The following is a 26,492-nucleotide window of genomic DNA, read 5'->3' as shown; positions in this document are numbered from 1 at the left end:
CTAGCTCTCCTGGATAGTGATGGAGACCAGCTGGCCGGCTGGGCCGCCGCGGCCGGGATCACGCTCGGGGATGGCCATGAGCACATCCTCGCCCTCAACCAGTTCGCCGAAAACGGCGTGGCGGTTATCCAGGTGCGGGGTGGGGCCGTGGGTGATGAAGAACTGCGAGCCGTTGGTGTTCGGGCCGGCGTTGGCCATGGAGAGGATGCCGCGCTTGCTGTGGCGCAGGCTGGGGTGGAACTCATCGGCAAATTTGTAGCCAGGGCCGCCCATACCACTGCCGGTCGGGTCGCCACCCTGGACCATGAAGTTGCCGATGACGCGGTGGAAAGTGGTGCCGTCGTAATAGCCCTGGCGGGCCAGAAAGACGAAGTTATTTACGGTGGCTGGCACTTCAGCGGCGAAGAGCTTGATGACCATATCGCCCTTATCGGTGGTGATAGTGGCGGTGTAGCTCTTGGCGGGGTCAATCTCCATCGCCGGGGCTTGGTTCCATTGCTTGGACATGTGCAAATTTTCCTTTCAGACTAGTTGGCTAATTCTTTCTTGTATTCGCGCAGGCGGGCTTCAATCCGGGCCAGCACAAATTCCAGGGCGACTTTGTTGAAGCCGCCATAGGGAATGATCAGGTCGGCGTAGCGCTTGGAGGGTTCGACGAACTCCAGGTGCATGGGACGCACCGTGGCAAAGTACTGCTGGATGACGCTTTCGGTCGAACGGCCGCGTTCACTGATGTCACGTTGCAGGCGGCGGATGAAGCGCAGATCGGCGTCTGTATCCACGAACAGCTTGACATCGCACATCTCGCGCAGCTCCGCCTCCACATACAGCAGAATGCCCTCCACCAGCACGATGGGGCGCGGCTCCACGGTGTTAGTTTCCTTGCGGCGAGTGTGGGTGGTGAAGTCGTAGCTGGGCACTTCCACACTGCGGCCCTCTTTGAGGGCGCGGATGTGTTCGACCATTAGCTCGCTTTCCAGCGAGTTGGGGTGGTCAAAGTTGGTGGTCTTGCGCTGGGCTGGGGCCAGGCTGCTGAGGTCCTTGTAGTACGAGTCGTGCTGGATGTAGGCCACACTGCCCGGGGTGGCGCGCTGTACGATGGCCTGGGCCACAGTGGTCTTGCCGGAGCCAGAGCCGCCGGCCACGCCGATTACAAGAGGAACGGGCATGAAGGTGATTATAAAGGATGGGGTCGGCGATTGTAGATTTTTGATTTGAGATTTTGCATTGACTGGTTGATAATCACCAGCGATGAGGCCCTACGATCAGGACGTGTATCGCCAGCTGTTCGTGCGCTTGCTTGACCGCGCCATGCAGCAAGGGAAGGCTCAGCCCGAGGCCGCGCTGGCCTGGCTAGAGCGCCGCTACAAGCTGGGGCTGGCGATGCTGTTCAGCCGCCACAAGCTGGAGCTGGCTGATGCGTACATGGATGTGCGCCAGCACATCATTGCAAGAATGGAGAACAAGATTGGCAATGGGAGCGCTGACGAGCAGGCTGGCGCAATGGGCGAAGAAACGTGAGAGCCACCGATGGGACTCGAACCCATGACCCGTCGCTTACGAAGCGACTGCTCTGCCAACTGAGCTACGGTGGCGTACCCAAGCGTATTTTATTTGCCGGAGGCAAACAAAATGCTTGGGTTTGGCCTTGCCAAAACCAGGCAAGGCCACGCGTGCTTGGCGTATTAGGTTTCAATCACTTCGATAGCGCCAACGCTTTATAAGGAACGAAGGCAGATTATAACTGCTCAATAATTGCTTGCAACTATGACGCCGCCTGAGAATCCGAAACCGCTGAACATCGCCATGCTCAGCTATCACGCTAGCCCGCTGGCGTCGTTGGGCAACGCAAAGAGCGGCGGCATGAACGTGTACGTCGGCGAACTCAGCCGCCACCTGGCCGCCCGCGGGCACCGCGTGGATGTGTATACCCGTGGCCCCCAGAGTGTGCGCCCGCTGGCGAATGGGGCGCGAGTGATCTCGCTGGCCGCCGGCCCACAGGACGATGCACCGGTGCACGAGCTGGCCGCCTACCTGCCCGAGTTCGAGAGCGGCCTGCTTAACTTCGCACAACAGGAAGGCGTGCAGTACGACGTATTGCACGCTCACTACTGGCTGTCGGGCCTGGTCGGTATGCATCTCAAGAAGCAGTGGGGCGTCCCGCTGGTGCTGATGTTCCATACGCTCGGCCTGGTCAAGAACCGCGTCACCGCCCTGGGCGCGCAGGAGAGCGCCGCCCGCATCCGCGGCGAGCTGCGTGCCATGCACGCAGCTGACACGGTGGTGGCGGCCACGCCCGCCGAGCGGGCGGAGCTGCAGTGGCTGTACGAGCTGCGCAGCAACAAAGTGCGTGTCATCCCGCCGGGTGTGGACCTGGCCCGCTTCCAGCCGCAAAACAAGTCCGTGGCCCGCAATCTGCTTGGCTGGGATGATGGTGGTGACCATCATCTGCTCTTCGTCGGCCGTATCGAGGCGCTGAAAGGGATTGATACGCTGATCCGCAGCCTGCACTTTGTGCGTGATGAGCGGCCCGAGATGCAGATCCGCGTGCATATCGTGGGGGGTGATCTGGAGGGCAGCCAGTATGCACTGGATACTGAGCTCGCCCGCTTGCGCGCCGTGACCCGCGCCCTGGGGCTGCAAGACCAGGTCGAGTTCCTCGGCAGCCGCAGCCAGGACACGCTGCCACTGTATTACGCCGCCGCCGATGCACTGGTGATGCCTTCGTATTCGGAGTCGTTCGGCATGGTAGCGCTGGAAGCCATGTCGTGCGGGCGGCCGGTGATCGCATCCAGCGTGGGTGGGCTCAAGTACCTGGTGCAGGACGGCGTGAGTGGTTACCACGTGCGCGAAGGCGATGCGCCCCAGCTGGCGGCGCGCATCATGGCCCTGCTGGGCGAGCCCGGCGCGCTGGAACGCATGGGCAGCGCCGCCCGCAGCGAGGCGGTGCGCTATTCGTGGAGCCGCACCGCGGCCGAGGTGGAAGGGGTGTACGCGGGTTTGCTGGCGGCTAGGGCGCCTGGTACCAGGTAGTCGTTGAAACTGCGCCAAAGCCGATGCCCAGATACAGCGCGCCGGCAATTTCAGTCTGATAAGAGACCTTGATGCGCTCAGCGCCGCGCTCGGCCAGGCGCTGGATGCCTGCGCACAGCATGGCACGCGCCAGTCCCTTGCGCTGGTATGCATCCTCGACCCGCATTGGCTCGACCAGGCCAACCTTGGTTATTGGGTCAAACCAATAAAGCGACACGCCTGCCACTTCACCGCTACTGGTCTCGACTGCCAGGTCAAGCGCAGGGTCGTAGAGCGAGCATTCGGCCAGGCGTTGAGCAACCCCTTCGCCAACGCGCCCTTGCATTGGGTGGGGGGCGCTAGCGCGCTGGGTGCGGTCGATGAGCACGAATTCATTATGCAACTGCCGCGGCTGCGGCAACTGGCGTGTATCCAGCCAGGCCGTGCTGTCGCTTTCGTCTGCCGTGAAACCGGAGTCGAGCGCCAACTGGCGCAGACTGTGGTCATCGTCGTTGATGGGGACTGCAAATTTGGGCGAGTGCGCCGCGGCGTGAGCGATCGCACGCTGCCAGACCACATCCAGATCTACGCCAGCGTGAGGAACGATGACCGGGTCGCACTGCCAGCTTTCGTCGTTGGCGGTCGTAAGCAGCACGCCAGCCACTGGGCCTTCGTCATCGAGCCAGAATAGCTTCTCGGCCTCGTCGGAACGGCGCGGCTTGCGCCAAGACCACTGCATATCGGCGGCTTCCCATACGCCTTCCAGCGGGTCAGCCAGGCGGGCGCGTTGCAGCAGTTCAGTCGCTAGCTCGAGTGCTTCTAGTCCGTTGGCTCTCTGTTCACGCATGGCGCGCTCCTCGAGTGGATATGGACTTAATCAAAAAATCACCCAGGCGGGTGATTTATGGTGGGCGCGGGGGGACTCGAACCCTCGACCTCACGGATGTGAACCGTGCGCTCTAACCAGCTGAGCTACGCGCCCGAAGAAGCGGCATTATAGCACTCCGCCACTCTGCAAGCAAGAAACAGTTGTGTTTACGGGATGAACAGGAAATCCCACGGGTTGACCTTGCCGTACAGGGAGCTGGTCAACTCAAAGTGCAAGTGGGCGCCGGAGGAGTTGCCCGTGTTGCCAACACCGCCGATCACGGTTCCCTGCGAGACGCTCTGTCCGCAGCTGACCGCATAGCTGAACAAGTGAGCATAAGCTGATTGCCAGCCGGTGCCGTGGTCGATCACCACCAGGTTGCCGTAGCCGTAGTTCGACCAGCCGGCGTAGACCACCACGCCGCCATCGGTTGCATAGACAGCATTGCCTTCGGCGCCGGCGATGTCGATGCCGTTGTGGGTAGGCGGGGTCCAGTCAAAGCCGGAGAGGTAGGTGGCCACTGTGGGCCAGCGGAAGGTGCCGTTACCGATGGCGCCTTCGTAGATGGCGCCACATGCGCCCGGGCCATAGTAGGCCGCCACCGCCGCGTTCTGACGGGTAATCGCCGGCGGGCCCCAGTCTCGCAATTCACGCGAGCCGTTGGGGATGATGAGCTGGAAGCCATCCGGAATGTTGGGGTTGTTGGGGTCGGTCTCGTACGGGTCCAGATTGTTGCTGGGCCAGTTGATGATGTCGTCAATCGTGACGGTAGTGGTGTAGCTGGCATTCTCGGCGATGGCGTACAGGCTTTCGCCAGCGTGGTAGGTTACCAGAATGCCGTCCACCGGCGGAATGTTGAGGATCAGCCCAGGCTGAATTTCGCTGGGGTTGTCTTCCAGGGTATCAAAGTTGAACCACAGAATGCTTTCCGGCTTCAAGCCGTACAGGTCGGCGATGCCGAAGAGTGTGTCACCGCGCTCAACCGTGTGATGCATGATGTCCACACGCGCCCGGCTGGGGATAACTGTATCCATTGAAGCCAGGCGGCTAATGCCCTGGCCGAAGTCGATCACCGCGTCGTAGGAAGGCATCAGCGCACTGGCCTCGCCGCCGGTCACGGCGTCGATGGTGGTCTGGGCCATGGCCATGGCAGTGGAACGCAGCTCCTGCTGCTGGCCAGCCTGCATACCGCTGGCCACCGTGTTCATCAGCAATACCACACCCAGCGCGACCACCGCGATCAGACCGATCTTCCAGTAGCGGCGCAGGGGAGCGGGCAGCCGCTCCTGCAGAGAACGCGCCGCGGGCTTTGCGGCTGCGGGGCTCTTAGTCTCAGGGGAGGCTTCGTGTTCGGGGTTTTGTTCCGGCGTGGATTTTGCTTTGCTGGGCATCAGTACACCAAGAAGAATCTTATCATCGCTGCGCCGCGCAGAATTAAGTAGGCATGAGAGCTTGCTGAGCGCGTTGGCATGCGGCTATTCGTCCGCAGCGAAAGCATCGCGTACGCTGGCGGCCGCTTCGGCGGCGGTCATCTCCTGCTTCAGCACTGCCACCACCGCCTGCGAGAGGGCCGTGCCCCAGCGCTCGGTCGTGGCCTGGTCAGGCAGTGCCTGGGCGTTGTTGACCAACTGGCTGGCCAGCGCCTGGTTGGCGCCAGGCGCCCAGGCGGCCAGCGAACTGGGCCGCGGCGGCAGCAGCGATGCGGCCGCGCTGTACTGCGCCAGAAACTCCGGCGTGGAGAGGAACGCGATCAGCTCGCTGGCCAGGGCGGCGCGCTCGCTGTTTTCGGTGGCCACGCTCCATACCCAGCCTCGCACCAGCGTGAACGGCTGGCCGTTCTGGGTGGGCAGCGGCGCGCCGCTGATCTCGGTTTGGCGGTTGGCAAACACCTGGCTGGTCCAGGCTGTCACCATCGGCAGGCGGCCTTCGCTGAAGGCTTGCCAGGTTTGCTCGTTGCTTTGGTATTGGGTCAGCCAGAACGGGAACACGCCGCGGGCTTGCCCGGTGGCGAAGAAGTCAAACAGCTCGAGCAAGTTCTGCTCAGGGATCGTGTTTTCATCCCGCCCGGGCAGCGAAAGCAGCTGCAGCAACGGCAGGCGTGCTTGCGGGTCGGCGGCCGCAAAACCCAAGGCAATGCGCGTATCCATCAGGCGCACCCATGTGGGCGGCACTTGCGAAATCGCGGTGCTGCGGTGGGCGGCTACCAGGCCATCGGCCATAAAGGGCAGGCCATAACGGGCATCTTCGGCGCTGGCCAGCTGGACGGCGAAGGGATACCAGTCGTTGCTGCCCAGCTCGTTGGTCAGTTGGCTCTGTGGGTGCAGCACGCCGGCGGCCGCGGCCTGGGGCAGCAGGCCCGCAGGCATTAGCACCACGTCTGGCAGGGCCAGCGGGGCAGCTTGCTGAGCGCGCATCAGCGACTCGAGCAAGCCGCCCGTGCCGCTTTCATCCTTGATGCGCGTATTAATGAGCACTTGCGGGTGCTGCCCGGTGAACTCGTCCAGGCGGGTTTGCAGCATGCCCGCCGCCAGGCTGCCACTGCTGGGGTCGAATTGCGGCGGCAGCCATAGGATCAGTGTGATGGCGCGCTCGCTGCTGGCCGTTGGCTGGGCCGTGCTGACGACGGCTACATCAGGTGTGCCGGCGGTGGGGGTTGGCACCAGGCTGGCGGTAAGGCTTGCGCAGCCAGCCAGCGCGGCGAAGCAGGCCAGCGCCAGCAGGGTGAACAGCAACCTGCGGTGAGAATGATCCATTGGTTGAATTGTATCCAGTTTAGGGTGTTGGCGTTTCAGTGGGCGTCGGCGTTTCGCTGGGCGGCACCGGCGTGTGAGTGGGCGTGAGGGTCGGCGTGATAGTGGACGACGGGGTAAAGGTCAGCGTCCAGGTGGGCGTTTGGCTGGGGGTGACCGTGGTGGTGCTGGTCTCGGTGGGCGTGGTGGTAAGGGTGCTGGTTTCGCTGGGGCTGGGCGTAACGCTGGGTTCGCCGGTTGCTGTGGCGGTGGGGCTGGGCGTCAGGCTGAGGCGCACGTTGGCGGCTACATAGCCGGCCAGGTAGCACGGCAGGGTCAGCAGTACGATGCCGGCCAGGATATAGCGGACGCGCTTGCGTTTGGCTGGGTCTTTTTGGCTGAACAACATGACCGCCAGATAATAACACTCGCAGTAAGTAGATGGCTAGCTTGGCTTGAAAAGAACATTCGTTCTTGATAATTGCAGATGGATATGCTATAGTCTTAAGGCTGTTGGCGAGCTTCTTGTGTAAGAGAACTTGCTTGCAGCAAATGTTTTTAAGAAGACTTTGTGCATCGTTCATTGAAATTTGAGCGAAATTTGAGCGACACAAACAAGTAAAAGGGAAAGATGTCTACTGAGTATTTGACCAAAGAAGGCTTCAAGAAACTGCAGGACGAGTTGGATACCTTACGCAATGTGCGCCGCAAGGAAATTGCGGAGCGCCTGCGCGAGGCGGCTGAGAACAGCCTGGGCGAGTTTGTTGAGGACCCTGAGTTTGAAGCTGCCAAGAACGAGCAGTCCTTTGTTGAGGGTCGCATCAAAGAGCTGGAGATCCTGCTGGCCAATGCCACGCTGATCGAGAACAAGGGCCGCAAGAAGGGCGGCGCGGTCGAGATTGGCAGCAAGGTGACCATCCAGCAAGGCCGCCGCAAGCCCGAGGAGTACATGATCGTGGGCGCCGCGGAGGCCAACCCGCGTGAGGGCAAGATCAGCCATGAGAGCCCGCTGGGCAGCGCTTTGCTGGGCAAGAAGGAAGGCGATAAGGCGGATATCAACGCGCCCTCCGGCTCTTTCTCGGTGAAGATCACCAAGGTTGTGTAAGCAAGCACGCACACAAAGAGGCCCGAGGGCAGAAGCCCTCGGGCCTCTTTTTATGTTTTAATCGCGGAGCAAATGATGAGCGAAGACCAACACTACAGCGAAATCGAACGCCTGCGCCTGGCCAAACTGGAGGCGCTGCGCCAGCAAGGGCACGAGCCCTTCCCGCCGCGGGTAGAGCGCACCCACACCACCGCAGCCGCCATCGCCGCCTTTGAAAGCGGCGGCGAGCAGCCACTGGCTGCCGCCGTCGTGGGCCCCACCGTGGTTGTCGTGGGACGCATCCGCTCCATGCGCCTGATGGGCAAGCTGGCCTTCGCCCACATTGAGGATGGCTCCGGCACGCTGCAGCTGTTCCTGCGCGCAGATGATTTCGGCGTCGAAGCGCTGCAGCATTTCAAAGATCATTACGACCTAGGCGATTTTGTTGAAGCGCAGGGCGAGATGTTCCGCACCAAAGCCGGCGAGATCTCGCTGAATGTCAAAGCGTTGCGCATGATCGCCAAAGCCATCACGCCGCTGCCGGCCGCCAAGGATGAAGTGGTGGACGGCGAGGTGGTGCGCCACGCTACCTTGGCCGACCCTGAGGTGCGCTACCGCCAGCGTTACGCTGACCTGGCCGTCAATCCGCAGGTGCGCGAAGTGTTCCGCACCCGCGCCGCCATCCTGCGCGCTCTGCGCGAGTTTTTGGATAAGCACGACTTCCTGGAAGTAGAGACGCCCGTGCTGCAGCCGGTCTACGGTGGGGCGGCGGCGCGGCCGTTCGTTACGCATCACAATCAGCTCAAGCAGGACTTATATCTGCGTATTTCTTTCGAGCTGTACCTTAAGCGCCTGCTGGTGGGCGGCATCGAGCGCGTCTATGAGATCGGGCGTGACTTCCGCAACGAAGGCGTAGACCGCACGCACAACCCTGAGTTCACCATGCTGGAGTTTTATATGGCTTACGCCGACTACCAGCGCGTGATGGAGTTTACCGAAGAGATGATGAACTTCGTCGGCAAGCAAGTGCTGGGCGGCAGCAAGTTCAGTTACCAGGGCCACGCCATTGACCTGGCGAATGCCTGGCCGCGCATCTCGATCGCCGACGCCGTGCAGGAGTTCGCCGGCATTGACCTGAGCAAGTATCCTGACGCCGCCAGCCTCTCCAAGGCGATGGCCGAGAAGAATTACAAAGTGCGCGCTGGTGGCAGCCGTGGCAAGCTGATCGAAGACCTGGTGGGCGACCATGTGGAGCCGCGCCTGATCCAGCCTAGCTTCTTGTATGACTACCCGCGCGAGGTCTCGCCGCTAGCCAAAAGCCAGCCGGGCGACCCCAGCACCGTCGAACGCTTCGAAGGCTACATGGGTGGCTTCGAGATCTGCAACGCCTTCAGTGAGCTCAACGACCCGCTGGACCAGCAGGCGCGGTTCGAAGAGATGGGCCGCAGCCTGAAAGCCGGCGACGAAGACTTGCACCCCATGGACGAAGACTATCTGCGCGCCATGCGCTACGGCATGCCGCCCAATGGCGGATTTGGCATGGGTATTGACCGCATCACCATGCTGTTCACTGACCAGCCCAATATCCGCGAAGTGATCCTTTTCCCGCACCTGCGCCGCCGTGAAGGGGAGTAGTGGCCGGGCAAGCTAAGCCCGGCAGTGCGTTCCTGGCCAAGCTGTCCAACCCGGCCCGCAGCGCGCTGGAGCATGCTGGCATCACTACCCTGGCGAAGCTGGCCAAGCACAGCGAGAAAGAGATTTTGAAGCTTCACGGCGTCGGGCCTGCTTCGTTGCCGGCGCTGCGCCAGGCGCTGAAAGATGCCGGCTTGGCGTTTCGTACAGGCTAATCTGTCTCCCCGTCATTCCCCCCTCTCGCGCTAGCGCCGTTTTGTGGCGCTACACCGCTAGTTCGGAATGACATGTCGCTTTGCCGCTCGAGCCTCTTACTGATTGAAGCTAAGAGGATCCTCTCTACGCTCGGGATGCACGATCATGACGCGCGGTCAGGGTTCTCTGCTATAATCCTTTCACGCCTGCGGAACTACGCGAGCGCAGTCTCTCCCAGCAAGCTGCCGGTGGATGCAAGGCAGCAGAGACCGCCCGCTTTCCACTCCGCCCGCATTTTGCGGTAGCTGGCCTGCCGAAAGGCAGCGGGTTCGCCCGATAACGCGAAAATTGAGGTGTGCACCGCAGGCTGGCGCACACAAATGCAGGTGGCACCACGGCGCCCCCGTCCTGCAAAGGAATGGGGCGTTTTTTGTTAAGGAGACCTATGCTGGACATCAATTTGATTCGTGAAAACCCTGAACTGGTCAAGGCCAGCCTGATCAAGCGCAATATGGACCCGGCCCTGGTGGACCAGGCCGTTGGGCTGGATGCACGCCGCCGCGACCTGCTCAAAGAGGTCGAGGTGCTGAAGGCCGAGCGTAACGCCGTCTCTAAAGAGATCAGCACGATGAAGGACAAGACCGCCAAGGACGCTCGCATTGCAGAAATGCGTGTCGTTGGCGACAAGATCGCCGCGCTCGATGCGGATTTGGCTGCTGTGGATGCAGATTTTGACGCGACCATCTCGGTGATCCCTAACATCGTTGAGGAAAAGGTGCCGGCCGGCGGCGAGGAGAACAACATCGTCGCCAAGGAATGGGGCGACAAGCCCGCATTTAGCTTTGAACCCAAGCCGCACTGGGAGCTGGGCGAGCAGCTGGGCATCATTGACTTTGATGCCGGCGTGCGGGTCACCGGCAGCCGTTTCTACGTCCTTAGCGGGGCTGGCGCCCGCCTACAGCGTGCCCTGATCGCCTGGATGCTGGATCTGCATACCCGCCAGGGCTACACCGAGAAATACACGCCCTTCATGGTCAAGGGCGAGACCCTGTATGGCGCCGGGCAGCTGCCCAAGTTCAAGGAGAACCTCTACAAGGACGCCGAGGAAGACTTGTACATGATCCCCACGGCCGAGGTGCCACTGACCGGCCTGCACATGGGCCAGATCCTGCCCGAAGAACAGCTACCGCTGCGCTATACGGCCTATTCGCCGTGTTTCCGCCGCGAGAAGATGAGCGCCGGGCGGGATGTGCGCGGTATCAAGCGTGGTCACCAGTTCGATAAGGTAGAAATGTATAAGTTCACCACGCCCGACCAGTCTGAGGCCGAGTTCGAACAGATGGTGGCCGACGCCGAGGCTACTTGCCAGGCGCTGGGGCTGCCGTATCGCCTGCTGCTGAAAGCGGCTGGCGATACCAGCGAGTCGGCCCACATCAGCTATGACATCGAGATCTGGGCGGCGGGCTGCAACGAATGGCTCGAAGTTTCGTCTATATCTCGTGTAGGAGACTTTCAAGCCCGCCGGGCGGCCATCAAGTACCGCCCCGATGGTGAAAAGGGCAGCCGCTTCCTGCACACCATCAACGGCTCCGGCCTGGGATTGCCGCGCACACTGATCGGCGTGCTGGAGAACTACCAACAGGCCGATGGCTCGGTGATCGTTCCGGAAGTGCTGCGACCCTGGATGGGCGGGATTAAGAAAATCTCCGCTGGAGGTTAGGTGACTGAATTTTCTGAAATATTGACCCGCTTTCTACAGATCGGCCTGCCGTTCATTTTGATGTTTGTAGGCCTGTTTGGTTTGATCATCCCCATCTTTCCAGGCGGGGTCATCATCTGGATCGGCGCGCTGTTCTATGGCCTCGCCGCCGGCTTCAGCACCTGGGGCTGGGTGTTCTTCATCATCATCACTTTGCTGATGATCGCCTGCTCGCTGGTGGACAATGTCCTGATGGGCAAAGAGGCGCTGCGCAGCGGCGCCTCGTGGTGGAGCTTGTTCTGGGCCGCCACGGCCGGCGTGCTGGGCACGTTGTTCTTCCCGCCATTCGGCGGCCTGATCGGCGCCCCGCTGGGCCTGGCCGCTTCTGAATGGTGGCGGCATCGCGACTGGAGACGGGCGTTCAAGACCACCCGCGGCCTGGCCGTTGGCTGGGGCTGGTCCTTCCTGGCGCGCTTTGGCATTGGCGTTGTAATGATCATCGTGTGGGGCATGTGGGTATGGAGCAACGCCGCCTAGGCAAAACCTTGCGCGTCTGGCTGCTGGCGCTGCTTGCCGCGCTGCTGGCGGCCTGCACGCCTGCATCCGAAGCTGGCAACCCGGTGCAAACCGCCATCGCCGCCACGCTGACGGCGCGGCCATTCAGCACGCCGCCCACCGCCACCGAAGTGCCGCCCACGCCTACGCCCACCTTTGAGCCCGGCGGGCGGCCGCGCGGCAAGATCGTCTACGTGTGCCAGTACAGCAAACAGTCGGGCCGCAACCAGATCTGCATCATGAACGCCGATGGCAGTGACCCGCGCACCCTGACCCAGGGCGGCCAGTATGATGACTTCTTTCCCTCCATCACGCCGGATGGGCAGTATGTGTTGTTCGTGTCTGACCGCACTGGGCGTTACCAGATCTATGAATACGAACTGGCCACGGATCAGCTGACACAGCTCACCGAGTTCAATAACATCAGCGCTTACGCTCCCACCGCTTCGCCAGATGGACGCTGGATCGTGTTCTATGCGATCCTGGACGGCCAGCAGTACCCGGCCAGCCACAATATCTGGAGCATGCGGCGGGATGGCTCCGGCGCGTTGCAACTCACCCAGCGCCGCGGCGGCGGCTGGGACCCGGTCTGGTCGCCGGATAGCGCCCGCATCCTCTTCGCCTCGGAGACCAATGGCTTCCCGCAGTTGTTCATGATCAACGCAGACGGTTCGCAGACCCGCCAGGTGACCGATCTGAGCGGGCTACGCGGTCGCAATGATTGGTCTGTCGATGGCTTGCTGGCGACTTACCTGGGCAGCTCGTGGGACCGGGATATTTACGTCTTCGATACTAACGGCGAGAACGTGGTGCAACTGACGGATGGCGGCAACAACCTGGCACCCAGCTTCTCACCCGATGGGCATTGGCTTACGTTCATGTCCTATCGCGACAATCCGCGCCAGGATCTGGGCTGCGAAATTTATGTGATGCGCGTGGATGGTTCGGATGCCCGCCGCCTGACCACCAACGACATTTGTGATTGGCAGCCGCGCTGGGGGCCGTAAGCCGTTCAGCTATTCTGTTACTTCAAAATGCATATGCAGTTCGCCGGCGGCGTTGTAGATGTACAAGGCCCACAGCGGCGCGCCGCCTGGCGGGACAGCCAGCACCTTGGGCAGCAGGGTGGGGATGTCCTCCACCATGGCCAGGTCAGCCAGCTCGGCCACTTTGACCCATTGCAGCGTCCCCTCGCTGGATTGGCGCAGTTCGCCATCCTGCGGGGCCGGCCCGCAGAACACACTCATGTGGATGCCCACCTCGGGGTCGCCCGTATCGATCGCCACGTTTGCGCATAGCCACAGGCGTTGTGGCCGCAGTCCAGACTCTTCTTCAATCTCGCGGTAGGCCGCCGCCAGCACGCTCTCGCTGCGCTCCACATGCCCGCCCAAACCATTGTATAGGCCGGGGAAGACCGGGCGGTCATCGGCGCGTTTCATCAGCAGCACTTCATCCCCACGCGTCAAGAACACCAGCACGCGCGGGATGAACTGGTAGCGGGTCTTGCTAAATTTCTGTGGGTTGGTTGACATTATTCAGTTATAGACATGCATGGTTTCGCTGCACGTGAACGCAGATACAAGACCTGCATCAGCGTGAATCTGCGTTCATCTGCGGTGAGATTAATCGGACAGGTCTTTGACTTCTTCCTGCTCGGCTTCCTTGCCGAAGTAGAAACTGCGCTGCGGGGCCACCTTGGCCGGATTCGTAGTCTGCTCAACGTAGCGGCGCGTGCCTGGCAGGGCCAGCAGATCGAACAGCGTGGCGAACTGCTCTTCCCATGCGCCGGTGATCTTGACGCGATCCTCGGCCGCCAGATCCCACATCGCTTCCTTGAACGGGCCAATGGCGCGCTTGCGGTTTTCGTACAGGAACTGCTCGTTGGTGTGGTTGGCCTTGCGGTCAACGCTGTAGTGCTTGTTGACGTAGGCATAGATGGCGCTGAGGAGCGGCTTGGGCAGGCGCTCAAACACCATGTTCTGGAAGTTGGTGGCCAGGTGCACCTCGCAGGCTTCGGCCTCCACAAACTTGCCGAAGGCGTCCTGCGGCAGCGTGCTGGCGCCGTGCTGCACCGCGCCGGCGTAACCATAGCTGCGCGCCACGCGGCTGAGGTGCAGCAGGGTATCGAAGTCCACCTTGACCTGGGCCACGCTGCCATCCGGCAGCACAACGCCGCCGTGGGATGTGCCGGTTTGGATGCTGATCTTGCTCAACCCCTCCAGGCTGCTCCCGCCAGAGGCGGAACCGTTCTTGGCTGCCAGGGCTTCCTGGTAGCCATCCACATAGGCCCGCAGCTCCTCCTCGGTGGAGTTCTGGCTGCCTACCTCGCCGATCTCGCCGCCCACCGAAACGGTGACGCCGGCGGGCTCGTGCTGGCGGATGAACTGCGTGAAGTGCGCCGAGAGCTCGGCGTTCATGGCTTGCTGGGCGCGCTCGCCCTCCAGGTGAATATCCACCAGGGTTGAGGTGTCCACGTCAATGTTGAAGAAGCCGGCCTGCATGGCTTCGGCGGTCAGCTCCTCCACCGCGGCGATCTCTTTATCGGGGTCCTGCTTATAGCGCGAAGCCGAGATCTGGAAATGGTCGCCCTGAATGAAGACCGGGCCACGGTAGCCCTCGGCGATGGCCGCGCCCAGAATATTAGCGGCGTACTCAGCCGGGCGTTGAGCGGTATAGCCGATCTCAGAGCGGGCGATCTCGAAGATAAAGGCCCCCGCATCCAGTCGACGGGCCACGCGGAACACGGCGCGAGCCGCTTCAAAGGCCAGCACGCGCAGGTTCATGGCCGGCACGGTGAAGGTGGGGGGCACCTCGCCACGGCCGCGGGCCATGTATAGGTCATGAATGCTGGCCGGCACTGCGCCCAGCTCCAAAGCGATCAGGCGCACCAGGTAACGGGCCCAGGCCTGCTCGGTCTCGCTGCCGAGGCCGGCGAGGCGTACCAGCTGGCCGATGTGGCTGCGCACTGCGTTTTCGTCTGTGATGTGGATGGCGCCATCGCTGTAATGGGCAGCCGCGGCGCCGAGGGCGGAGAGGATGGAGGAGGGGGCTTCAGCAGTCATGATGGGCTGATTTTACTATAGGCTCTAGCGGTCCGTCATTGCTAGGACTGCGCTGCGTAGCAGCGCGAACGAAGCAATCTCCTGCCTTGCCCTGAGGCAGACCCGTCCAATGTTTACAAAACGCATATGCTAAGTGTCGTATAATCATTTCGATGTACGTTAACCGTGCAGAGTGAGGCTAAACATGAGTGATTTGTTCGATCAAGTAACCGCAGACCAAGATCCATTTCGCATGCTGGCCAGCAAACTGCCTGGTTTTTCAGGCTACATTGAGCGGGAGAACCGCCGCGCCGCAGACAAAATTCTGCGCGAAAATCTGGCCGACAGGTTCGAGGCCATTCGCAAGGAATTGAGCAACGTGCAGAAGGACCTCGCCGCCGCTCAGGAGCTCAAGTATATTGACGACCTGGAAGGGGCGGCTACCAAGCTGCAAACCTTCATTGACAAAGTGCGCACCGCCGCCTACGGCAACAGCAGCTTCTTCGACGCCATCAAGATCAACGCAGATGAGCTGGCTCGCCTGTATGACTATGACCTGGCGCTGGTAAGCCACGCCGAGAGCATCGAGCGCGGCGTACAGAACGTAGCAGCCTCGGTGGGCACAGACGGCATGGATGCCGCTGTGCGCAACGTGGTCACGCAAAGCCGTGACCTGGTGGCCGCGTTCGATCAGCGAAGTGAAGTGATCACTGCCCAGGCAGCCGAATAAGGCTGACCGCTCAAGAGGAGAATGACCATGGCTCGCATTTTTGATGTAATTGAATATCCCAATGAGATGAAGGAAGAGATCGTCCATCGCTTCCCGGAGAGCGGCGCGGGTGACTTCCGTATTGGCTCTCAGGTGATCGTGCGCGAATCGCAGAGCGCGGTCTTCTTCCGTGACGGCAAAGCGCTGGATGTCTTCAAGCCCGGCCGCCACACCATCGCCACCGCCAACGTGCCGCTGCTCATCGATCTGGTTGGCAAGGCCTTCAATGATCGCAGCCCCTTCACGGCCGAGGTCTACTTCGTCTCCCGACGCGAGTTCCTCGACCGCAAGTGGGGCACTCCGCAACCTATCGTCATGCAGACCCCTGGCGTGGGCCTGGGCTGGCTGCTGCTGCAGGGCTTCGGCACCTATGCCTATTCCGTTGAAGACCCGCAGCAGTTCGTGACCCAGGTCGTAGGCACGCAGGGCGTGTACGACACCGTGGACATCGAGAACGATCTGCGCTCGCGTTTGCTGCGCTCCTTCTCTGACCTGTTGGGTGAGATGAAGGGCAAGTACACCACCGTGCAGGACATCATCGGCAATCAGGAAGAAATCAGCGCCGCCGTGCGTGCCAAAGCGCAGGATGACTTTGAAGCCCGCGGCCTGACCCTGAAAGCCTTCGTGATCGCCAACATGACGCCTTCGGCCACCACGGCCGAGGCGTTGCGCAGCATGGGCTTGCTGGATAGTGCCACTTACACGCAGCTGCAGGCGGCTGACGCCATGCGCGAGGCGGCTAACAACCCCAGCGGCGGTGCGGGCCTGACGGCTGGCATCGGCGCCGGCGTGGGTATCGGCCAGGTGATGAGCGAAGCCCTCAAGGGCGCTGGCACCACGGCCGCCGCGGCGGCCGCTGCCATGCCCGACGTGATGACCGCTGCCGAAGCGGCCCACGTCTTGAAGGTGACCGAAGCCGACATCGTCGCTGCCATTGAATCCAAGGAACTGAGCGCCAAGAAGGTGGGCGGCAGCTACCGCATCACCAAGAAGGCTATGGAGAAATTCCTCGGCGGCGAATAGCCTTTAGCATCTGGACAAAATAAAGAAGGCCGCAGCGTATGCTGCGGCCTTTTTAGGTACTGATTATTTGTGGAGTTACTTCCTCTCCACAAACCGTGCTTCTTCGGCGGTTACCTCGCCGCGCTCCCGCCAGGCAAAGCGGTGGGCATATTTGTTGGGCTTGCCCTCCACCACATCGGCCGTTACGCGCCCAATCAGTGGCGTGAACTTGAAGGCGTGACCGCTGCCGCCGGTGCTGACTACCAGGCCGGGCCGCTCTGGGTCATGATCGATCCAGAAATCCCCGTCAAACGTATCGCTATAGAAACACAGGCGCTCAAACGTGCGCTGCGCGTCTTTGAGACCCGGCAATGATTCGGCAAAGAACTTGCGGAACATGGCCTCGGTTCCGGCGGGCATGATGCGCGGCAGGGTGGGGTCCATTGGCCAGCCAGGCCCGTGGTTGGCCAGCTTGAGTGTGCCATCCGCCTGGGCTGGGAAGCCGTACCAGCCGGTCTTGCCCACATCCGCCGTCCACACCGGGAACAGCGGCGGCTGGTAGCTTGCCAGCTCGGCGGCCGGCACCTGGAAGTGCATCACCGGCTGGGCGGTCGACCAGATCACATCTTGCAGCCAGGGCAGCAGTGTGCTGGTCCAGGTGCCAGCGCACACCACCACCGTATCGGCGAAGTGCTCGCTGCCGTCAGCAGTGCGCACGCCTTTGACGCGGCTGCCATCTTCGATGAGTTCGGTGAAGCGCGCCCCTTCGATGATGTTCACGCCGGCGGCGCGCGCCCGAGCGGCCAGTACCGTCACCACGCGGCCGCTGGGCGACCAACCGCCTTGCGGATTGATGTAGCCATCCGGATACATCGTTGCATTCCAGGCCGGGTAGCGCTTGCGGATCTCGTCTGAGTTCAGCCGCTCGATGGTGTGGCCGCGCTTGAGCAGCAGCTGGTAGCTCTCGTATTCAAAGTCGCCCGGCCCCATGCCATCCAGCGTGAAGTACAGCACCCCGGTTTCGTGGAACACTGTTTCGCCAAGATCCTGGTTCCACTGGCGCCACAATGCCAGCGACTCTTCCATCATCTCCATATAGAATTCATCGCGCCCGTAATCCATACGGATGACCTTGCTGATATCCGTAGACGCTGCATCGGGATGCGGAACGGGGCCAGGCTCCAGCAGGGTCACGGCGTGACCGCGGCTGCGGAGCTCCAGCGCGGTGTTGATGCCAAAGGTGCCACCGCCAACGATGAGGATCTGGGATGTATTGGACATTTTGGAATTCTAAATGGATTTAGCCGCGGATGAACAAAGAGGAACGCGGATTATTTGTGCAATTTATTTCTCGAAGGTCTTCTCGCCCGCCCTTATTGGCACGCTCAGGCGATTCTCTGCCGGCGGTATGGGGCAGTTCCACATCTCATTGTAGGCGCAGTAGGGGTTGTACGCCAAGTTGAAGTCGATCAGGAACTTGCCATCCGGCAACTGCTCCGGATCCAGATAGCGGCCCGCGCCATAGGTTTCCGTGCCCGCCAACGAGTCGACGAAGAGCAGAAAGTAGCCATGCGGGCTGGAGAACAGGGTCAGTTCGGCGGTCTGGCCTTCCACCTCGAACGAGAAGCGGCCATAGCGCGTGTAGCTCTTCACATCCCCGGTGGAGGTCGCCATCTCGACCATCGCTTGCTCGGCAAACGGCTCAATCTCCACTTCCAGACGCAGCGCCGGGTTCTCGGGGAAGTAGCTCAGCGCGGTGAAATGTTCGCGTTGCTCCGGCGTGAGCGGTGACTGCGAGCTGGTGGCAAAGAAGGCATCTTTGCCAGTGCGGAATTCTTGGAGGCTCATCGATTAGGTGGCCTTTTGCGCACTGATGAGCAGCGAGCCGGAAAATTCTCGTATTAACGGCAAGGTTTCTAGCACTCTGCCGAGCGTCTCGGTCACACCAATCAGAGGCGCGGGGATAGCAGGGTGCAGCCAGTCAAAAGGTGTGATGCTAATGTGAATAAAGCCATGTTGGCGCAACAACCCCGCAAGAGGCCAGCGCACAAATGCTGTTTCGTCCGGGGAGACATAAGCCAGTGCTTTACGAAGAAAGGTTCGTTCGGCAAACACCTGTGGGTTGAGCATATTCGGTTCTGCAAAAGCTAGATAGCCGCCCGGCTTTAGCAGGCGATGGCTCTTGGCCAGAGAGTGCTCAACCTCAAGGTGATGCAGGACCGATGAGCCTAGGATGGCGTCATACTGCACCGTTTCCGGAAGATCTTCAAAGCGCGCGCAAATGAAGTCTACATCAGGGTTTTTTGCTTTAGCCAATTCGATCAGATCTGGCGAAATGTCATTAGCAGTTATCCTGGCGCCGCTACTGGCAAACAACTGGGTGAACATGCCCGTGCCGCAACCAAGTTCTAATGCATGGACTCCTGGCCTTAGTCCGGCGGCGTCTAGGATTTTCCTAGCCCGCTTTAGTGCACGCTGCTTGCCAGCTTCAGTACCCCAGCCCCAGGTTGCTTCGGCACCCTGACTAGCTAAGTACTTGCCATGCTCAATTTCATGGAGTGAACGACTAGTGGTCATTGCGTCAACTATCCTTGGGTTTGTGTATCAACACAATTTTAGCAAACATACCTAGCTGATTGCGTAGAGGCGACAGTAAGAATTCTATTAAGCGAAAAAAACCATGGCTCCACCCCGGGAATATATTGCGCAGAGAAATTCCTCCAGAGAGGAGGTACCGAAAGGGCATGAATGGGGTGACTTCCTTAATCTGCAACGAGGGAAAGCGTCGTATAAACTCCTTGCGATCTCTTGCAAACAATATCCACGGAAGAGCAGTGTTCGCAGCCGACAAGGGTCCTTCGCCATCTATTTTCCAACTGGTATTCGCTTCATCAACGGGCTCATGGTGAAGATTCTTGTACACGAAGCGAGACCAACTTGTAAGCCACGGCTCAATCATGATGATCTTGCCTCTAGGTACTATACAGCGTTCCCCTTCCCTAAAAAGCAGTGCCGGCTCAGGAATGTGATGTAGCACATTTGTCATTACAATCCCATTTAGACTTCCAGCTGCAAATGGCAGGCATTGAGCATCCAAAATAATCTTCATCCCTTCAAGAAAGAAAATCTCACTAGTAATTAGCTTAGGTACCTTTTCTGCCAGGAAGCCCGCGCCTGAACCAAGCTCCAAAAGTGGCAGTGTAGTTGAAATGTTGTGCACAGCCTCTGCGACCTTGGAATACCAGTCTTCATAAATCCTCTTTAGAAAAGGCTTGCTATCGATAATCTGGCGGCGCAGAGCGGTAGTCTCTGGCGAATCGATGTTTCGCCCACGCGTAAGTGGGTGGGCTAGCCATCCTTTAAGTCTAGATATGCTCATTATGGCTGTGTCTTTGTCGAGGCGATGGTTAGGTAACCGTAGTCATCGAGAACAGTAAGCTGACCTAAAAGATTATCGGCTAGGCGAGAACTGTCAAAGTTAACGTTATGCCTTTCCTGAGTAGTTACATATTCCAATGATAGGCCAATGTCCCACGGCCATTGAGTTTCTGAGAGGCTTGCAGGTCTGATCCCTCCAATGGCCACCAATCCTGATTCAACGGAAATTCCAAGGATAGATGTCTCCTCAAAATCACTCGGAAGGGAGAACCAATGCGCGGGGCCAGGCTGCATTGCAATCAGGTGGCTTGCTTCCTCGCTTTCCAGCTTTAATACAAAAGGCTCCGCGGTTTCTTCTAGAAACAACTGCCAAGAATCGCTGAGCAAATTGTATTCACTACGCACTAACAGCTGTGTGTCGTAGCTTAGCTGGATGCCCAAATGTGATGTGAGCGGCATTCCGCTTTCATAAAGAAGGTTCCGTTGAACTATGTAAACGATTGGGTCTGTTTGCTCCAGAGCGGTCTGCAGATCTGGTGTTCGTCTCAGGGCAGGTTCATAAACCGCCCCATGGCTCAAGCCGCCGTGGCTGAGAAAATAGTACATGCCCAATTCATCCATGTACAGAATTGTTCCGCCTGAGTCGTCTAGTAGCTTAGATTGCAAAGGATTGATGTAAAAGTCTCTTGCCTCGTTGATTGCTTGCTGATAAGAAGCGGCCGCTTGGTAATTTTTGAGAGTGGACTTTGCTAAACTTGTGCCTAGCGCAAGGAGCAAAACTGTGCTTAGCAATCTTAAGCTGGTGGTTTGCCCAGATCGTTTGGTTGCATTCGTATAGCGTAGAAGATAGTCGAAACCGTTTGCGACTAATGCGATAAGGAGTATCGCAAGTAAGGGCCAAACCCGCACAAGAGTAAAGCCGCCGTACCAGGGTACAACGTACAGAGCCGCGAAAGCAATTAGAGAAAGTACAGCTAGTGCGCTCAAAAGGAATTTGAAATAGTTCGATGAAGGAATTCCCTTCAGGCCTAACCACACCAGCACAACTAGTGCTACAGTATTGGGCAATTGCTGCGCTGTATGCACAAAGACTTGTGCATAGAAATCAAGGTTGTCTCGTAGCTCTCGGAGATAGCTCCAATTCCCTGGGTAAAAAGACACAGTGCTAAATTCAAGCGTGGGTCGTTCTAGGAATTTTGGCAGCAGCAGATTGACAAGGCAAAGCGCGAAAATTATCGCTGAATTGATAAGTACGCTTTTGGGCACCTTGGAAGGTGCAAGTAGTAAATAGAGGCAAAGAGCAATGAAACTGTAAATTACTCCCATTGGATGCATGAGTATAAGGATTATTGCGAGCGGTACTAATACAGGATCCAAGTGCTTATGTCTGTTGAGCACTAGTCCCCATACCAAACAAGAAAGCGCAATTGCCAATACTGAGGCAACTGGCAGGCTCAGTCCGTGGCTTGTGAACACTATCGGGGTAAGCAAGAAAAGAGCCAGGCTTGCAGTGCGCGACCCCCATAGGGAATGGATCCAATAAGCTATAAAACATGGAACGATTATTTTGCCTAGGAAGAACAGAATATCAAACGCGGTTTCAAGGCTCACGCCTAGTTTGCTTATCATCAAAAGGATGAATGTATAAAAGTGGTGACTAAGCAGGATTATGCGGGTGAATTGACGATTACGAATGTAAGCCGAATCAAGATTGTCTGTGGGAAGCAGGAATTGCTCTCGCAGATCCTCTAGGGCTTTGCAATCTTGAAGGGGGCAGTCGCGCAATTGGGCTGCCTTGAGAATATAGCTGTACCCGTCATCTCCGCCTGCAGGGAGCATTCTAGTAATTACGGGCGATGCAATGAATGCCTGTATGGCTATATATAGTGCTAAGCTGCCCCAGAAAACTCTTTCTGCCGTGAGAATTTTGGAGAATCTGGTCAAGAGCGTTGAGTTAAAACCAGTAGAGCGTTCGAGCGCTTTTAGAATCCGCTCAATTAGCGTTTGAGGTGTTTGTGGTCTGGAGGGCTTCATATCATTCGCCTTGCTGCTTTGGCGCTATTACCTTGGCGATTATTAGCGAGCTGCTATCTTCGATAACTTCAAGTTCGTATGGTAGCGAATTGGCTATGGCGGAGTGGCTTATAGAAAATTTACTTTCTGCATTTTCTAAGAAAATAGTGATGGTGACGTTGTTATTCCATGGCCATCGAGTGCTATCTGCGCTGTCAAACCTGAGCCCATTTATATTGAATGGTTCCTCTGTCCGCAGGCTGACTGAAATAACAGATCCTGGACTTGAGAAAGCCAGCCAGCCTTGATGATTAGCGGGAATAAGTTCCGTCACCGGTTCTCTATTGTTTCCCCAGTGAATGAGAAGTGGGATTTCCGCTTCATTGTTGCTAACAAAAACTTGAAATTCTTCAAATTCCCTCGCTGCTCGAATCGCAACTTCTGAGGAAACAGAAATACCTTGAGCTGGCATAGGGTTAGCGGCTACAAGGTATTTAATGTCAACCGAACGCTCTTTCAGCCAGTACTCCTCCTGGGGAGTGTTTAGCACAACAGGAGCATAGATGGCGCCATGGTCCAAACCCCCAAGCGTCAAGAAATAATATAGCGGAGTTTCATGTGTGTAGAGAATCAGATCGGTTTCTTTACTTAACTGTTCCAAAACTTCGGTGGCGGGCTCGGGCGCAAATTCTAGGTCCTGACGGGAGATCTGATTCTCTAGGGTTAGAGAGTAGTGTCTTAGATAAAAACCTGGATAAGTGATACCCGCGAGGCAAAAAAGAAGAAGTGCACCACCGGCGGCGAGGCTCGTCAATTTTGGTGGCCGGGTGAAGATTGAGTTCGATTTCAAGCCAGCCTGAATTTGAGATGCCAAGAGTTTAGCTGCACACACAATGCCAAACGCTACCAGCGCCGTGAAGAGAATGCCAAGAGCTACCCACGTCCGCTCGAACATTAAGGCCCCAAACCAAGGCACCACGTACACCACTCCAAGCGCAGCCAGCATTGTAAGAGTGATCAAAGTCGCAAAAACTTTGTGGAGTTTATTTATATGGAGTTGATAGATTCCATTCCCTAAAAGGAGAAAGCCAAAAACCGGAAAGGTGAATGCGGAGAACCAGACAATTACAATTTTCAATGATGAAAGGTTGGCTGGGATAATGTTTGCTAGCATATTCCAGTCGTAAGGATAAAAAGCGAGTGGATTAAAACTTAGAACTGGCCGTGTGACAAGACTCGGCAGTAGTAACGCAATCGCTATTGCTGCTCCAGTTAGCAGTATAAAAAGCTGCTGCCTTTTCGTGGATGCTACAACCTTGAAGTTAATAAGCAAGTACATGCCCAGGGCGGCTCCGGCATATAACTTGCCAACTTGGTGAAAGAGCATCATGGCTAATGACAGGGGAAGAAAAAGCTTCGTTGCAAGACGGTGTTGACTCGCGATGAGGCCCCAGAGCCACAATGCCAGCGCCAGGGCCATCGTGCTGGGCACTATTGTATGCAAGCCTGTACCTGCAAAAGTGACTGGCGAGAGCATGAACAAAGCAAGCGCGGTGGGTAGCCTCCCAAGCAAATTTAAAAGCCAATAAGCCAACCCAAGGCACAGCACCAACTTCATGCTAATTGCAATAGAGGCATAAGCAGTTTCATTGCTAATGCCTATGTCGTGTAGTCCGCTCAGTAGAATTGAGTGTAGCGGGTGGTACGTGACAAATAGCCGATGGTATACGCGTATCTGAGTTAATGCGAGTTCTTCATCATCGGTTTCGAAAGTTAATTGCTGATTTAGAGTAGTAAGTGCAGCGCAGTCCTGTAAGAAACAAGTTTGCATCTGCGTTGCCTTGGCAATATAACTGTAAGCATCATCGGCTTCAATGGGCGCACTGCGAATCACAAACGGAGCCGCAGTCAGATACATCTGGGAAAGTGTAAAAACTAAAAGAGCACCCCAAAAGACCAATTGCTCTGCTTTTGCATTCCGTAAGCTTCTTTGCATTTTCTATGAAGAAAACTTTAGACTAAACATTGCCGCCAACGTGATACGCAAAAGCATCCATCCGTGGCGCCACCGCTGAATATTTGTTTGCCCGTATTTGCGCTCCCGATACCGCACTGGCAGATCTACAATTTTCAGGTTAATTCTTGATGAGCCAACGAGTAAGTCGAAGTCTCCAAAAGGATCCACTTTGTTAAACAACTCGTATTCACGTTTTAACAATTCAAAGTCTGAGCGGTAGAGCACTTTTGTCCCGCAAAGAGTGTCTTTGACTGGTTGGCCAAGTAGCCAGGAAAAAATCATGCTGAATGCTTTGTTGCCAACCAGGTTGGCAGCTTGCATTGCTTTCTGCTCCATTGGATAAACTAAGCGTGTGCCGTTGATGAATTCACCTTTATTTGAGGCAATCGCTTGAAAGAAGCGCTCTAGATCTTCTGGGGGCACAGAAAGATCTGAATCTAAAATAAAGAGAATGTCATTGCTTGCGGCAGCAAAGCCCTGCCAAACAGCATTTGCCTTGCCGATTCCACTTTGTTTAAGCAGAAGTGACTTAACCTGTGGATTCTTCTCGATTTCGTCTTCGATCACCTTGTATGTGGTGTCTTTGGAGTGGCCTTCCACAAAGATGAATTCAAGAGCGCTTCCGATCTGTGGAACACGCTTAAATATCTCTGCAATGTTGCCGGCCTCGTTTCGTGCGGGAATAATGATTGAGACGCTGGGCACTGCAGCCCTGGCTCCTTGCATTGGGCGTGTCACAATGAAATTGGTTAAGGCAAACAAATTAAAAAACGGAAGCTTGGCGAGAAAGCCATTTAAAAAACTGGATAACAGAGGAACTTTAAGCGGAAAAAGAATTTCAGGCGTTGTTTTTATAGTCTGATAGTCAGTTAACCCCATTAAGTTTTCTAGATCTTCAACCGTAAGCCAGTTTTGTTGAAGAGTTTTTTGCTTAAGTCCTAGCGTTTCGAATATGCTTAGAGGTAACTGCCAGAGGCGACTGTAGGAATTTAGGATAATGCGCGTGCGGTGATGGACTAATTTCTTTAAGCGCTCAAGAAGAAGCTGAACATCCCAAAGATCGTTTACTAGATCGGACAAGATGATTACATCAAACGTCCCACTCAAGGGAAGCTCGTGCGCATCTGCTTGGATCCAGTGATGTGACGGATAGCGACTTTTTGCTAATGCAATTGCCCCTTTGCTGAAATCAATGCCAACGCCTACCTTTGGATTGAGTGCCGCGAGGAGGCGCCCATTACCGCATCCAAGTTCAAGAACTCGTTGTCCTTTAGGTACAAGTGATCTGTACCGCCTGGCCAACAGTTCGTGGTAGTACAAGGCTAGCCGGGGTTTCCGGCTAGCCTTGGAATGCAGCACATCCCAAAAATTCCGACGAGTTTTTGTATACGCCAGCACGTCTTACCTAAACAAACCCATCACATACGGAGTAGCCAGGTTCAGCAGCAGGCCCAGCGTGAAAAATTCGCCGGCCTTGCGGTTGAACAGCATCGCCCAGCTCACGTACCACAGCGGCCACACAGTCCAGCCGGCCGGAGCCTTGGCGGGCTTGGGCTCGGAGTAAGCCTTCCAGGTCTGGCGCAGGCGCGGGATCGCCAGGAAGGTCAGCAGCACCGATGGGCCGGTGTACTTGAGCGCCACCATGGCGACGATCAGGATGTAGAAGATGATGAAGGTGACCTTGTTGAGCTGCAGCGAGCGCTTCTCGCCCAGCAGTACCGGCACCGAATTCACGCCCACTTTCTTGTCGGGCTTGATCTTGTCAATATGCTTGCCGATCAGTACCGAGGCCACGATCAGACCATAGGGCAGCGACAGCACCCAGATGGCGGGCGTGATCACGCCCGCCGCGGCGAAGGCGGTGCCGCCGATCATCAGCGGACCCCACACCAGCAGGGCAGTTAGCTCGCCCAGGCCGGCGCGCTTGAGCACGCTGGTGTACAGCAGGCTGAGCAGCAAACCGGCCACGGCGAAGCCCACGATCAGGATGCCGCGCTGGCTGTACAGGTACAGCATGATGGCAAGGTCTACCAGGTTCAGCAGGCCGGCGGCCAGCAGCAAGCCCTTGGGGGTGGTGAGACCGCCCAGGATCGGGTGCACGCTGTATTGGGCGCGCGGGTAGTCTTCAGTGTCCACACCCTGGCGTACGTCAAAGTAATCGTTGAGCAGGTTGTTGGATGCGTGGGCGGCCACAATACCGATCACAGCCAGGAAGCCTAGCAACCAGTTCACATTGCCAATGCCTACCTGCTCAGCGGCGATCAGCAGGCCCAGCATGCCGGAGGTGAATGACATGGAGAACACGCACGCTCGGGAAATTACTAGCCAGCGAGTCACTCCATCTGCAAGTTCAAGTTGGGGGATGTTGCAGCCATTCAGAACCATCTGCCAGCGTTTAACCAGCGGGATGGGGTGCGTCTTTGCGGTCTTGCGAGCCGCAGCTCTTGTTGCCATTGGAGCTCCTTGGTAGAGATAAGAACTTTTGTGAAGTTCGTAAT

Annotated in this window: 26 protein-coding genes and 2 tRNA genes; 10 read left to right on the top strand and 18 right to left on the bottom strand. The window is 57.7% G+C overall.

Annotated elements, in window-relative coordinates:
* Positions 1 to 477: a peptidylprolyl isomerase gene (locus KIT08_00235; protein ID UYN90767.1), complete on the bottom strand. Its 477-nt coding sequence runs from the start codon at positions 475 to 477 to the stop codon at positions 1 to 3.
* A 50-nt stretch (positions 478 to 527) separates the two neighbouring features.
* Positions 528 to 1,169 carry a uridine kinase gene (gene udk / locus KIT08_00230; GenBank protein ID UYN89685.1) on the bottom strand — a complete coding sequence of 214 codons (642 nt, stop codon included), beginning with the start codon at positions 1,167 to 1,169 and terminating at the stop codon, positions 528 to 530.
* 82 nt (positions 1,170 to 1,251) lie between these two features.
* Here udk and KIT08_00225 point away from each other — a divergent pair, with 82 nt between their 5' ends.
* Positions 1,252 to 1,521 (top strand): hypothetical protein, encoded by a 270-nt coding sequence (locus KIT08_00225; protein UYN89684.1) that lies wholly within the window; start codon positions 1,252 to 1,254, stop codon positions 1,519 to 1,521.
* Between the two features lies 1 nt (position 1,522).
* Here the strand turns inward: KIT08_00225 and KIT08_00220 are convergent.
* Positions 1,523 to 1,595 (bottom strand) — tRNA-Thr (locus tag KIT08_00220).
* 172 nt (positions 1,596 to 1,767) lie between these two features.
* On the opposite strand from KIT08_00220, the gene KIT08_00215 reads away from it, so the two are divergent.
* Positions 1,768 to 3,033, top strand: coding sequence for a glycosyltransferase (locus KIT08_00215; GenBank protein UYN89683.1), 1,266 nt, complete (start codon positions 1,768 to 1,770; stop codon positions 3,031 to 3,033).
* Here the strand turns inward: KIT08_00215 and KIT08_00210 are convergent.
* From KIT08_00210 to KIT08_00190, 5 genes are all read right to left on the bottom strand, one after another.
* Positions 3,011 to 3,859, bottom strand: a complete 849-nt coding sequence (locus KIT08_00210; protein ID UYN89682.1) for a GNAT family N-acetyltransferase — start codon at positions 3,857 to 3,859, stop codon at positions 3,011 to 3,013. The genes KIT08_00215 and KIT08_00210 overlap by 23 nt on opposite strands.
* Positions 3,860 to 3,917: 58 nt before the next feature.
* Positions 3,918 to 3,994: transfer RNA gene (locus KIT08_00205), tRNA-Val, on the bottom strand.
* Positions 3,995 to 4,047: 53 nt separating this feature from the next.
* On the bottom strand, positions 4,048 to 5,271 hold the full coding sequence (locus KIT08_00200) for a M23 family metallopeptidase (protein UYN89681.1): 1,224 nt from the start codon (positions 5,269 to 5,271) through the stop codon (positions 4,048 to 4,050).
* Between the two features lie 84 nt (positions 5,272 to 5,355).
* Positions 5,356 to 6,633, bottom strand: a complete 1,278-nt coding sequence (locus KIT08_00195; protein ID UYN89680.1) for an extracellular solute-binding protein — start codon at positions 6,631 to 6,633, stop codon at positions 5,356 to 5,358.
* Positions 6,634 to 6,652: 19 nt separating this feature from the next.
* On the bottom strand, positions 6,653 to 7,018 hold the full coding sequence (locus tag KIT08_00190) for a hypothetical protein (GenBank protein UYN89679.1): 366 nt from the start codon (positions 7,016 to 7,018) through the stop codon (positions 6,653 to 6,655).
* Positions 7,019 to 7,240: 222 nt separating this feature from the next.
* On the opposite strand from KIT08_00190, the gene greA reads away from it, so the two are divergent.
* The 6 genes from greA to KIT08_00160 all read left to right on the top strand — a co-directional run bounded on the left by greA (position 7,241) and on the right by KIT08_00160 (position 12,781).
* Positions 7,241 to 7,714, top strand: coding sequence for a transcription elongation factor GreA (gene greA, locus KIT08_00185; protein ID UYN89678.1), 474 nt, complete (start codon positions 7,241 to 7,243; stop codon positions 7,712 to 7,714).
* Between the two features lie 75 nt (positions 7,715 to 7,789).
* Positions 7,790 to 9,328, top strand: a complete 1,539-nt coding sequence (lysS, locus tag KIT08_00180) for a lysine--tRNA ligase (GenBank protein ID UYN89677.1) — start codon at positions 7,790 to 7,792, stop codon at positions 9,326 to 9,328.
* Positions 9,328 to 9,540, top strand: coding sequence for a hypothetical protein (locus KIT08_00175; protein UYN89676.1), 213 nt, complete (start codon positions 9,328 to 9,330; stop codon positions 9,538 to 9,540). Before lysS ends, KIT08_00175 begins: the two co-directional genes overlap by 1 nt.
* Positions 9,541 to 9,965: 425 nt before the next feature.
* Positions 9,966 to 11,240, top strand: coding sequence for a serine--tRNA ligase (gene serS / locus KIT08_00170; GenBank protein ID UYN89675.1), 1,275 nt, complete (start codon positions 9,966 to 9,968; stop codon positions 11,238 to 11,240).
* Entirely contained in the window at positions 11,241 to 11,756 is a 516-nt protein-coding gene (locus KIT08_00165; protein UYN89674.1) for a DUF456 domain-containing protein, read from the top strand.
* A complete protein-coding gene (locus KIT08_00160; protein ID UYN89673.1) occupies positions 11,738 to 12,781 on the top strand; it encodes a PD40 domain-containing protein in 1,044 nt (347 codons plus the stop codon). The genes KIT08_00165 and KIT08_00160 overlap by 19 nt, the downstream gene beginning before the upstream one ends.
* Positions 12,782 to 12,790: 9 nt before the next feature.
* On the opposite strand, the gene KIT08_00155 is transcribed toward KIT08_00160, so the two are convergent.
* Both KIT08_00155 and KIT08_00150 read right to left on the bottom strand, forming a co-directional pair.
* Positions 12,791 to 13,306 (bottom strand): NUDIX domain-containing protein, encoded by a 516-nt coding sequence (locus KIT08_00155; protein ID UYN89672.1) that lies wholly within the window; start codon positions 13,304 to 13,306, stop codon positions 12,791 to 12,793.
* A 90-nt stretch (positions 13,307 to 13,396) separates the two neighbouring features.
* The gene (locus tag KIT08_00150; protein UYN89671.1) at positions 13,397 to 14,836 is read right to left on the bottom strand and encodes a class II fructose-bisphosphate aldolase; all 1,440 of its coding nucleotides are present in this window, start codon (positions 14,834 to 14,836) and stop codon (positions 13,397 to 13,399) included.
* A 232-nt stretch (positions 14,837 to 15,068) separates the two neighbouring features.
* On the opposite strand from KIT08_00150, the gene KIT08_00145 reads away from it, so the two are divergent.
* Both KIT08_00145 and KIT08_00140 read left to right on the top strand, forming a co-directional pair.
* Positions 15,069 to 15,545 (top strand): hypothetical protein, encoded by a 477-nt coding sequence (locus KIT08_00145; GenBank protein ID UYN89670.1) that lies wholly within the window; start codon positions 15,069 to 15,071, stop codon positions 15,543 to 15,545.
* Positions 15,546 to 15,572: 27 nt separating this feature from the next.
* Complete coding sequence (locus tag KIT08_00140) at positions 15,573 to 16,607, top strand: SPFH domain-containing protein (protein UYN89669.1); 1,035 nt, start codon at positions 15,573 to 15,575, stop codon at positions 16,605 to 16,607.
* Between the two features lie 75 nt (positions 16,608 to 16,682).
* Here KIT08_00140 and KIT08_00135 read toward each other — a convergent pair whose 3' ends face one another.
* The 8 genes from KIT08_00135 to KIT08_00100 all read right to left on the bottom strand — a co-directional run bounded on the left by KIT08_00135 (position 16,683) and on the right by KIT08_00100 (position 26,448).
* Positions 16,683 to 17,867, bottom strand: a complete 1,185-nt coding sequence (locus KIT08_00135) for an FAD-dependent oxidoreductase (GenBank protein UYN89668.1) — start codon at positions 17,865 to 17,867, stop codon at positions 16,683 to 16,685.
* A gap of 63 nt (positions 17,868 to 17,930) precedes the next feature.
* Entirely contained in the window at positions 17,931 to 18,434 is a 504-nt protein-coding gene (locus KIT08_00130; protein ID UYN89667.1) for a DUF1684 domain-containing protein, read from the bottom strand.
* 3 nt (positions 18,435 to 18,437) lie between these two features.
* The gene (locus KIT08_00125; protein ID UYN89666.1) at positions 18,438 to 19,163 is read right to left on the bottom strand and encodes a class I SAM-dependent methyltransferase; all 726 of its coding nucleotides are present in this window, start codon (positions 19,161 to 19,163) and stop codon (positions 18,438 to 18,440) included.
* A 4-nt stretch (positions 19,164 to 19,167) separates the two neighbouring features.
* A complete protein-coding gene (locus KIT08_00120; GenBank protein ID UYN89665.1) occupies positions 19,168 to 19,965 on the bottom strand; it encodes a methyltransferase domain-containing protein in 798 nt (265 codons plus the stop codon).
* On the bottom strand, positions 19,965 to 21,998 hold the full coding sequence (locus KIT08_00115) for a hypothetical protein (protein ID UYN89664.1): 2,034 nt from the start codon (positions 21,996 to 21,998) through the stop codon (positions 19,965 to 19,967). The genes KIT08_00120 and KIT08_00115 overlap by 1 nt, the downstream gene beginning before the upstream one ends.
* Position 21,999: 1 nt before the next feature.
* Positions 22,000 to 23,895, bottom strand: a complete 1,896-nt coding sequence (locus KIT08_00110; protein UYN89663.1) for a hypothetical protein — start codon at positions 23,893 to 23,895, stop codon at positions 22,000 to 22,002.
* An 81-nt stretch (positions 23,896 to 23,976) separates the two neighbouring features.
* Positions 23,977 to 25,314 (bottom strand): glycosyltransferase, encoded by a 1,338-nt coding sequence (locus KIT08_00105; GenBank protein UYN89662.1) that lies wholly within the window; start codon positions 25,312 to 25,314, stop codon positions 23,977 to 23,979.
* Between the two features lie 81 nt (positions 25,315 to 25,395).
* On the bottom strand, positions 25,396 to 26,448 hold the full coding sequence (locus KIT08_00100; GenBank protein ID UYN89661.1) for a prenyltransferase: 1,053 nt from the start codon (positions 26,446 to 26,448) through the stop codon (positions 25,396 to 25,398).
* Positions 26,449 to 26,492 lie beyond the last annotated feature (44 nt).

The organism is Anaerolineales bacterium (assembly GCA_025808555.1).
Lineage (GTDB): Bacteria > Chloroflexota > Anaerolineae > Anaerolineales > UBA11579 > JAMCZK01.
This window is presented reverse-complemented; position numbering and strand designations above follow the sequence as displayed.

Excerpts from the sequence above, each read along its gene's own strand:
- KIT08_00235 (UYN90767.1), bottom strand. The coding sequence starts at position 477 with ATGGAGATTGACCCCGCCAAGAGCTACACCGCCACTATCACCACCGAT.
- udk (UYN89685.1), bottom strand. The coding sequence starts at position 1,169 with ATGCCCGTTCCTCTTGTAATCGGCGTGGCCGGCGGCTCTGGCTCCGGC.
- KIT08_00225 (UYN89684.1), top strand. The coding sequence starts at position 1,252 with ATGAGGCCCTACGATCAGGACGTGTATCGCCAGCTGTTCGTGCGCTTG.
- KIT08_00215 (UYN89683.1), top strand. The coding sequence starts at position 1,768 with ATGACGCCGCCTGAGAATCCGAAACCGCTGAACATCGCCATGCTCAGC.
- KIT08_00210 (UYN89682.1), bottom strand. The coding sequence starts at position 3,859 with ATGCGTGAACAGAGAGCCAACGGACTAGAAGCACTCGAGCTAGCGACT.
- KIT08_00200 (UYN89681.1), bottom strand. The coding sequence starts at position 5,271 with ATGCCCAGCAAAGCAAAATCCACGCCGGAACAAAACCCCGAACACGAA.
- KIT08_00195 (UYN89680.1), bottom strand. The coding sequence starts at position 6,633 with ATGGATCATTCTCACCGCAGGTTGCTGTTCACCCTGCTGGCGCTGGCC.
- KIT08_00190 (UYN89679.1), bottom strand. The coding sequence starts at position 7,018 with ATGTTGTTCAGCCAAAAAGACCCAGCCAAACGCAAGCGCGTCCGCTAT.
- greA (UYN89678.1), top strand. The coding sequence starts at position 7,241 with ATGTCTACTGAGTATTTGACCAAAGAAGGCTTCAAGAAACTGCAGGAC.
- lysS (UYN89677.1), top strand. The coding sequence starts at position 7,790 with ATGAGCGAAGACCAACACTACAGCGAAATCGAACGCCTGCGCCTGGCC.
- serS (UYN89675.1), top strand. The coding sequence starts at position 9,966 with ATGCTGGACATCAATTTGATTCGTGAAAACCCTGAACTGGTCAAGGCC.
- KIT08_00160 (UYN89673.1), top strand. The coding sequence starts at position 11,738 with ATGGAGCAACGCCGCCTAGGCAAAACCTTGCGCGTCTGGCTGCTGGCG.
- KIT08_00155 (UYN89672.1), bottom strand. The coding sequence starts at position 13,306 with ATGTCAACCAACCCACAGAAATTTAGCAAGACCCGCTACCAGTTCATC.
- KIT08_00150 (UYN89671.1), bottom strand. The coding sequence starts at position 14,836 with ATGACTGCTGAAGCCCCCTCCTCCATCCTCTCCGCCCTCGGCGCCGCG.
- KIT08_00145 (UYN89670.1), top strand. The coding sequence starts at position 15,069 with ATGCTGGCCAGCAAACTGCCTGGTTTTTCAGGCTACATTGAGCGGGAG.
- KIT08_00140 (UYN89669.1), top strand. The coding sequence starts at position 15,573 with ATGGCTCGCATTTTTGATGTAATTGAATATCCCAATGAGATGAAGGAA.
- KIT08_00135 (UYN89668.1), bottom strand. The coding sequence starts at position 17,867 with ATGTCCAATACATCCCAGATCCTCATCGTTGGCGGTGGCACCTTTGGC.
- KIT08_00130 (UYN89667.1), bottom strand. The coding sequence starts at position 18,434 with ATGAGCCTCCAAGAATTCCGCACTGGCAAAGATGCCTTCTTTGCCACC.
- KIT08_00125 (UYN89666.1), bottom strand. The coding sequence starts at position 19,163 with ATGACCACTAGTCGTTCACTCCATGAAATTGAGCATGGCAAGTACTTA.
- KIT08_00120 (UYN89665.1), bottom strand. The coding sequence starts at position 19,965 with ATGAGCATATCTAGACTTAAAGGATGGCTAGCCCACCCACTTACGCGT.
- KIT08_00115 (UYN89664.1), bottom strand. The coding sequence starts at position 21,998 with ATGAAGCCCTCCAGACCACAAACACCTCAAACGCTAATTGAGCGGATT.
- KIT08_00110 (UYN89663.1), bottom strand. The coding sequence starts at position 23,895 with ATGTATCTGACTGCGGCTCCGTTTGTGATTCGCAGTGCGCCCATTGAA.
- KIT08_00100 (UYN89661.1), bottom strand. The coding sequence starts at position 26,448 with ATGGCAACAAGAGCTGCGGCTCGCAAGACCGCAAAGACGCACCCCATC.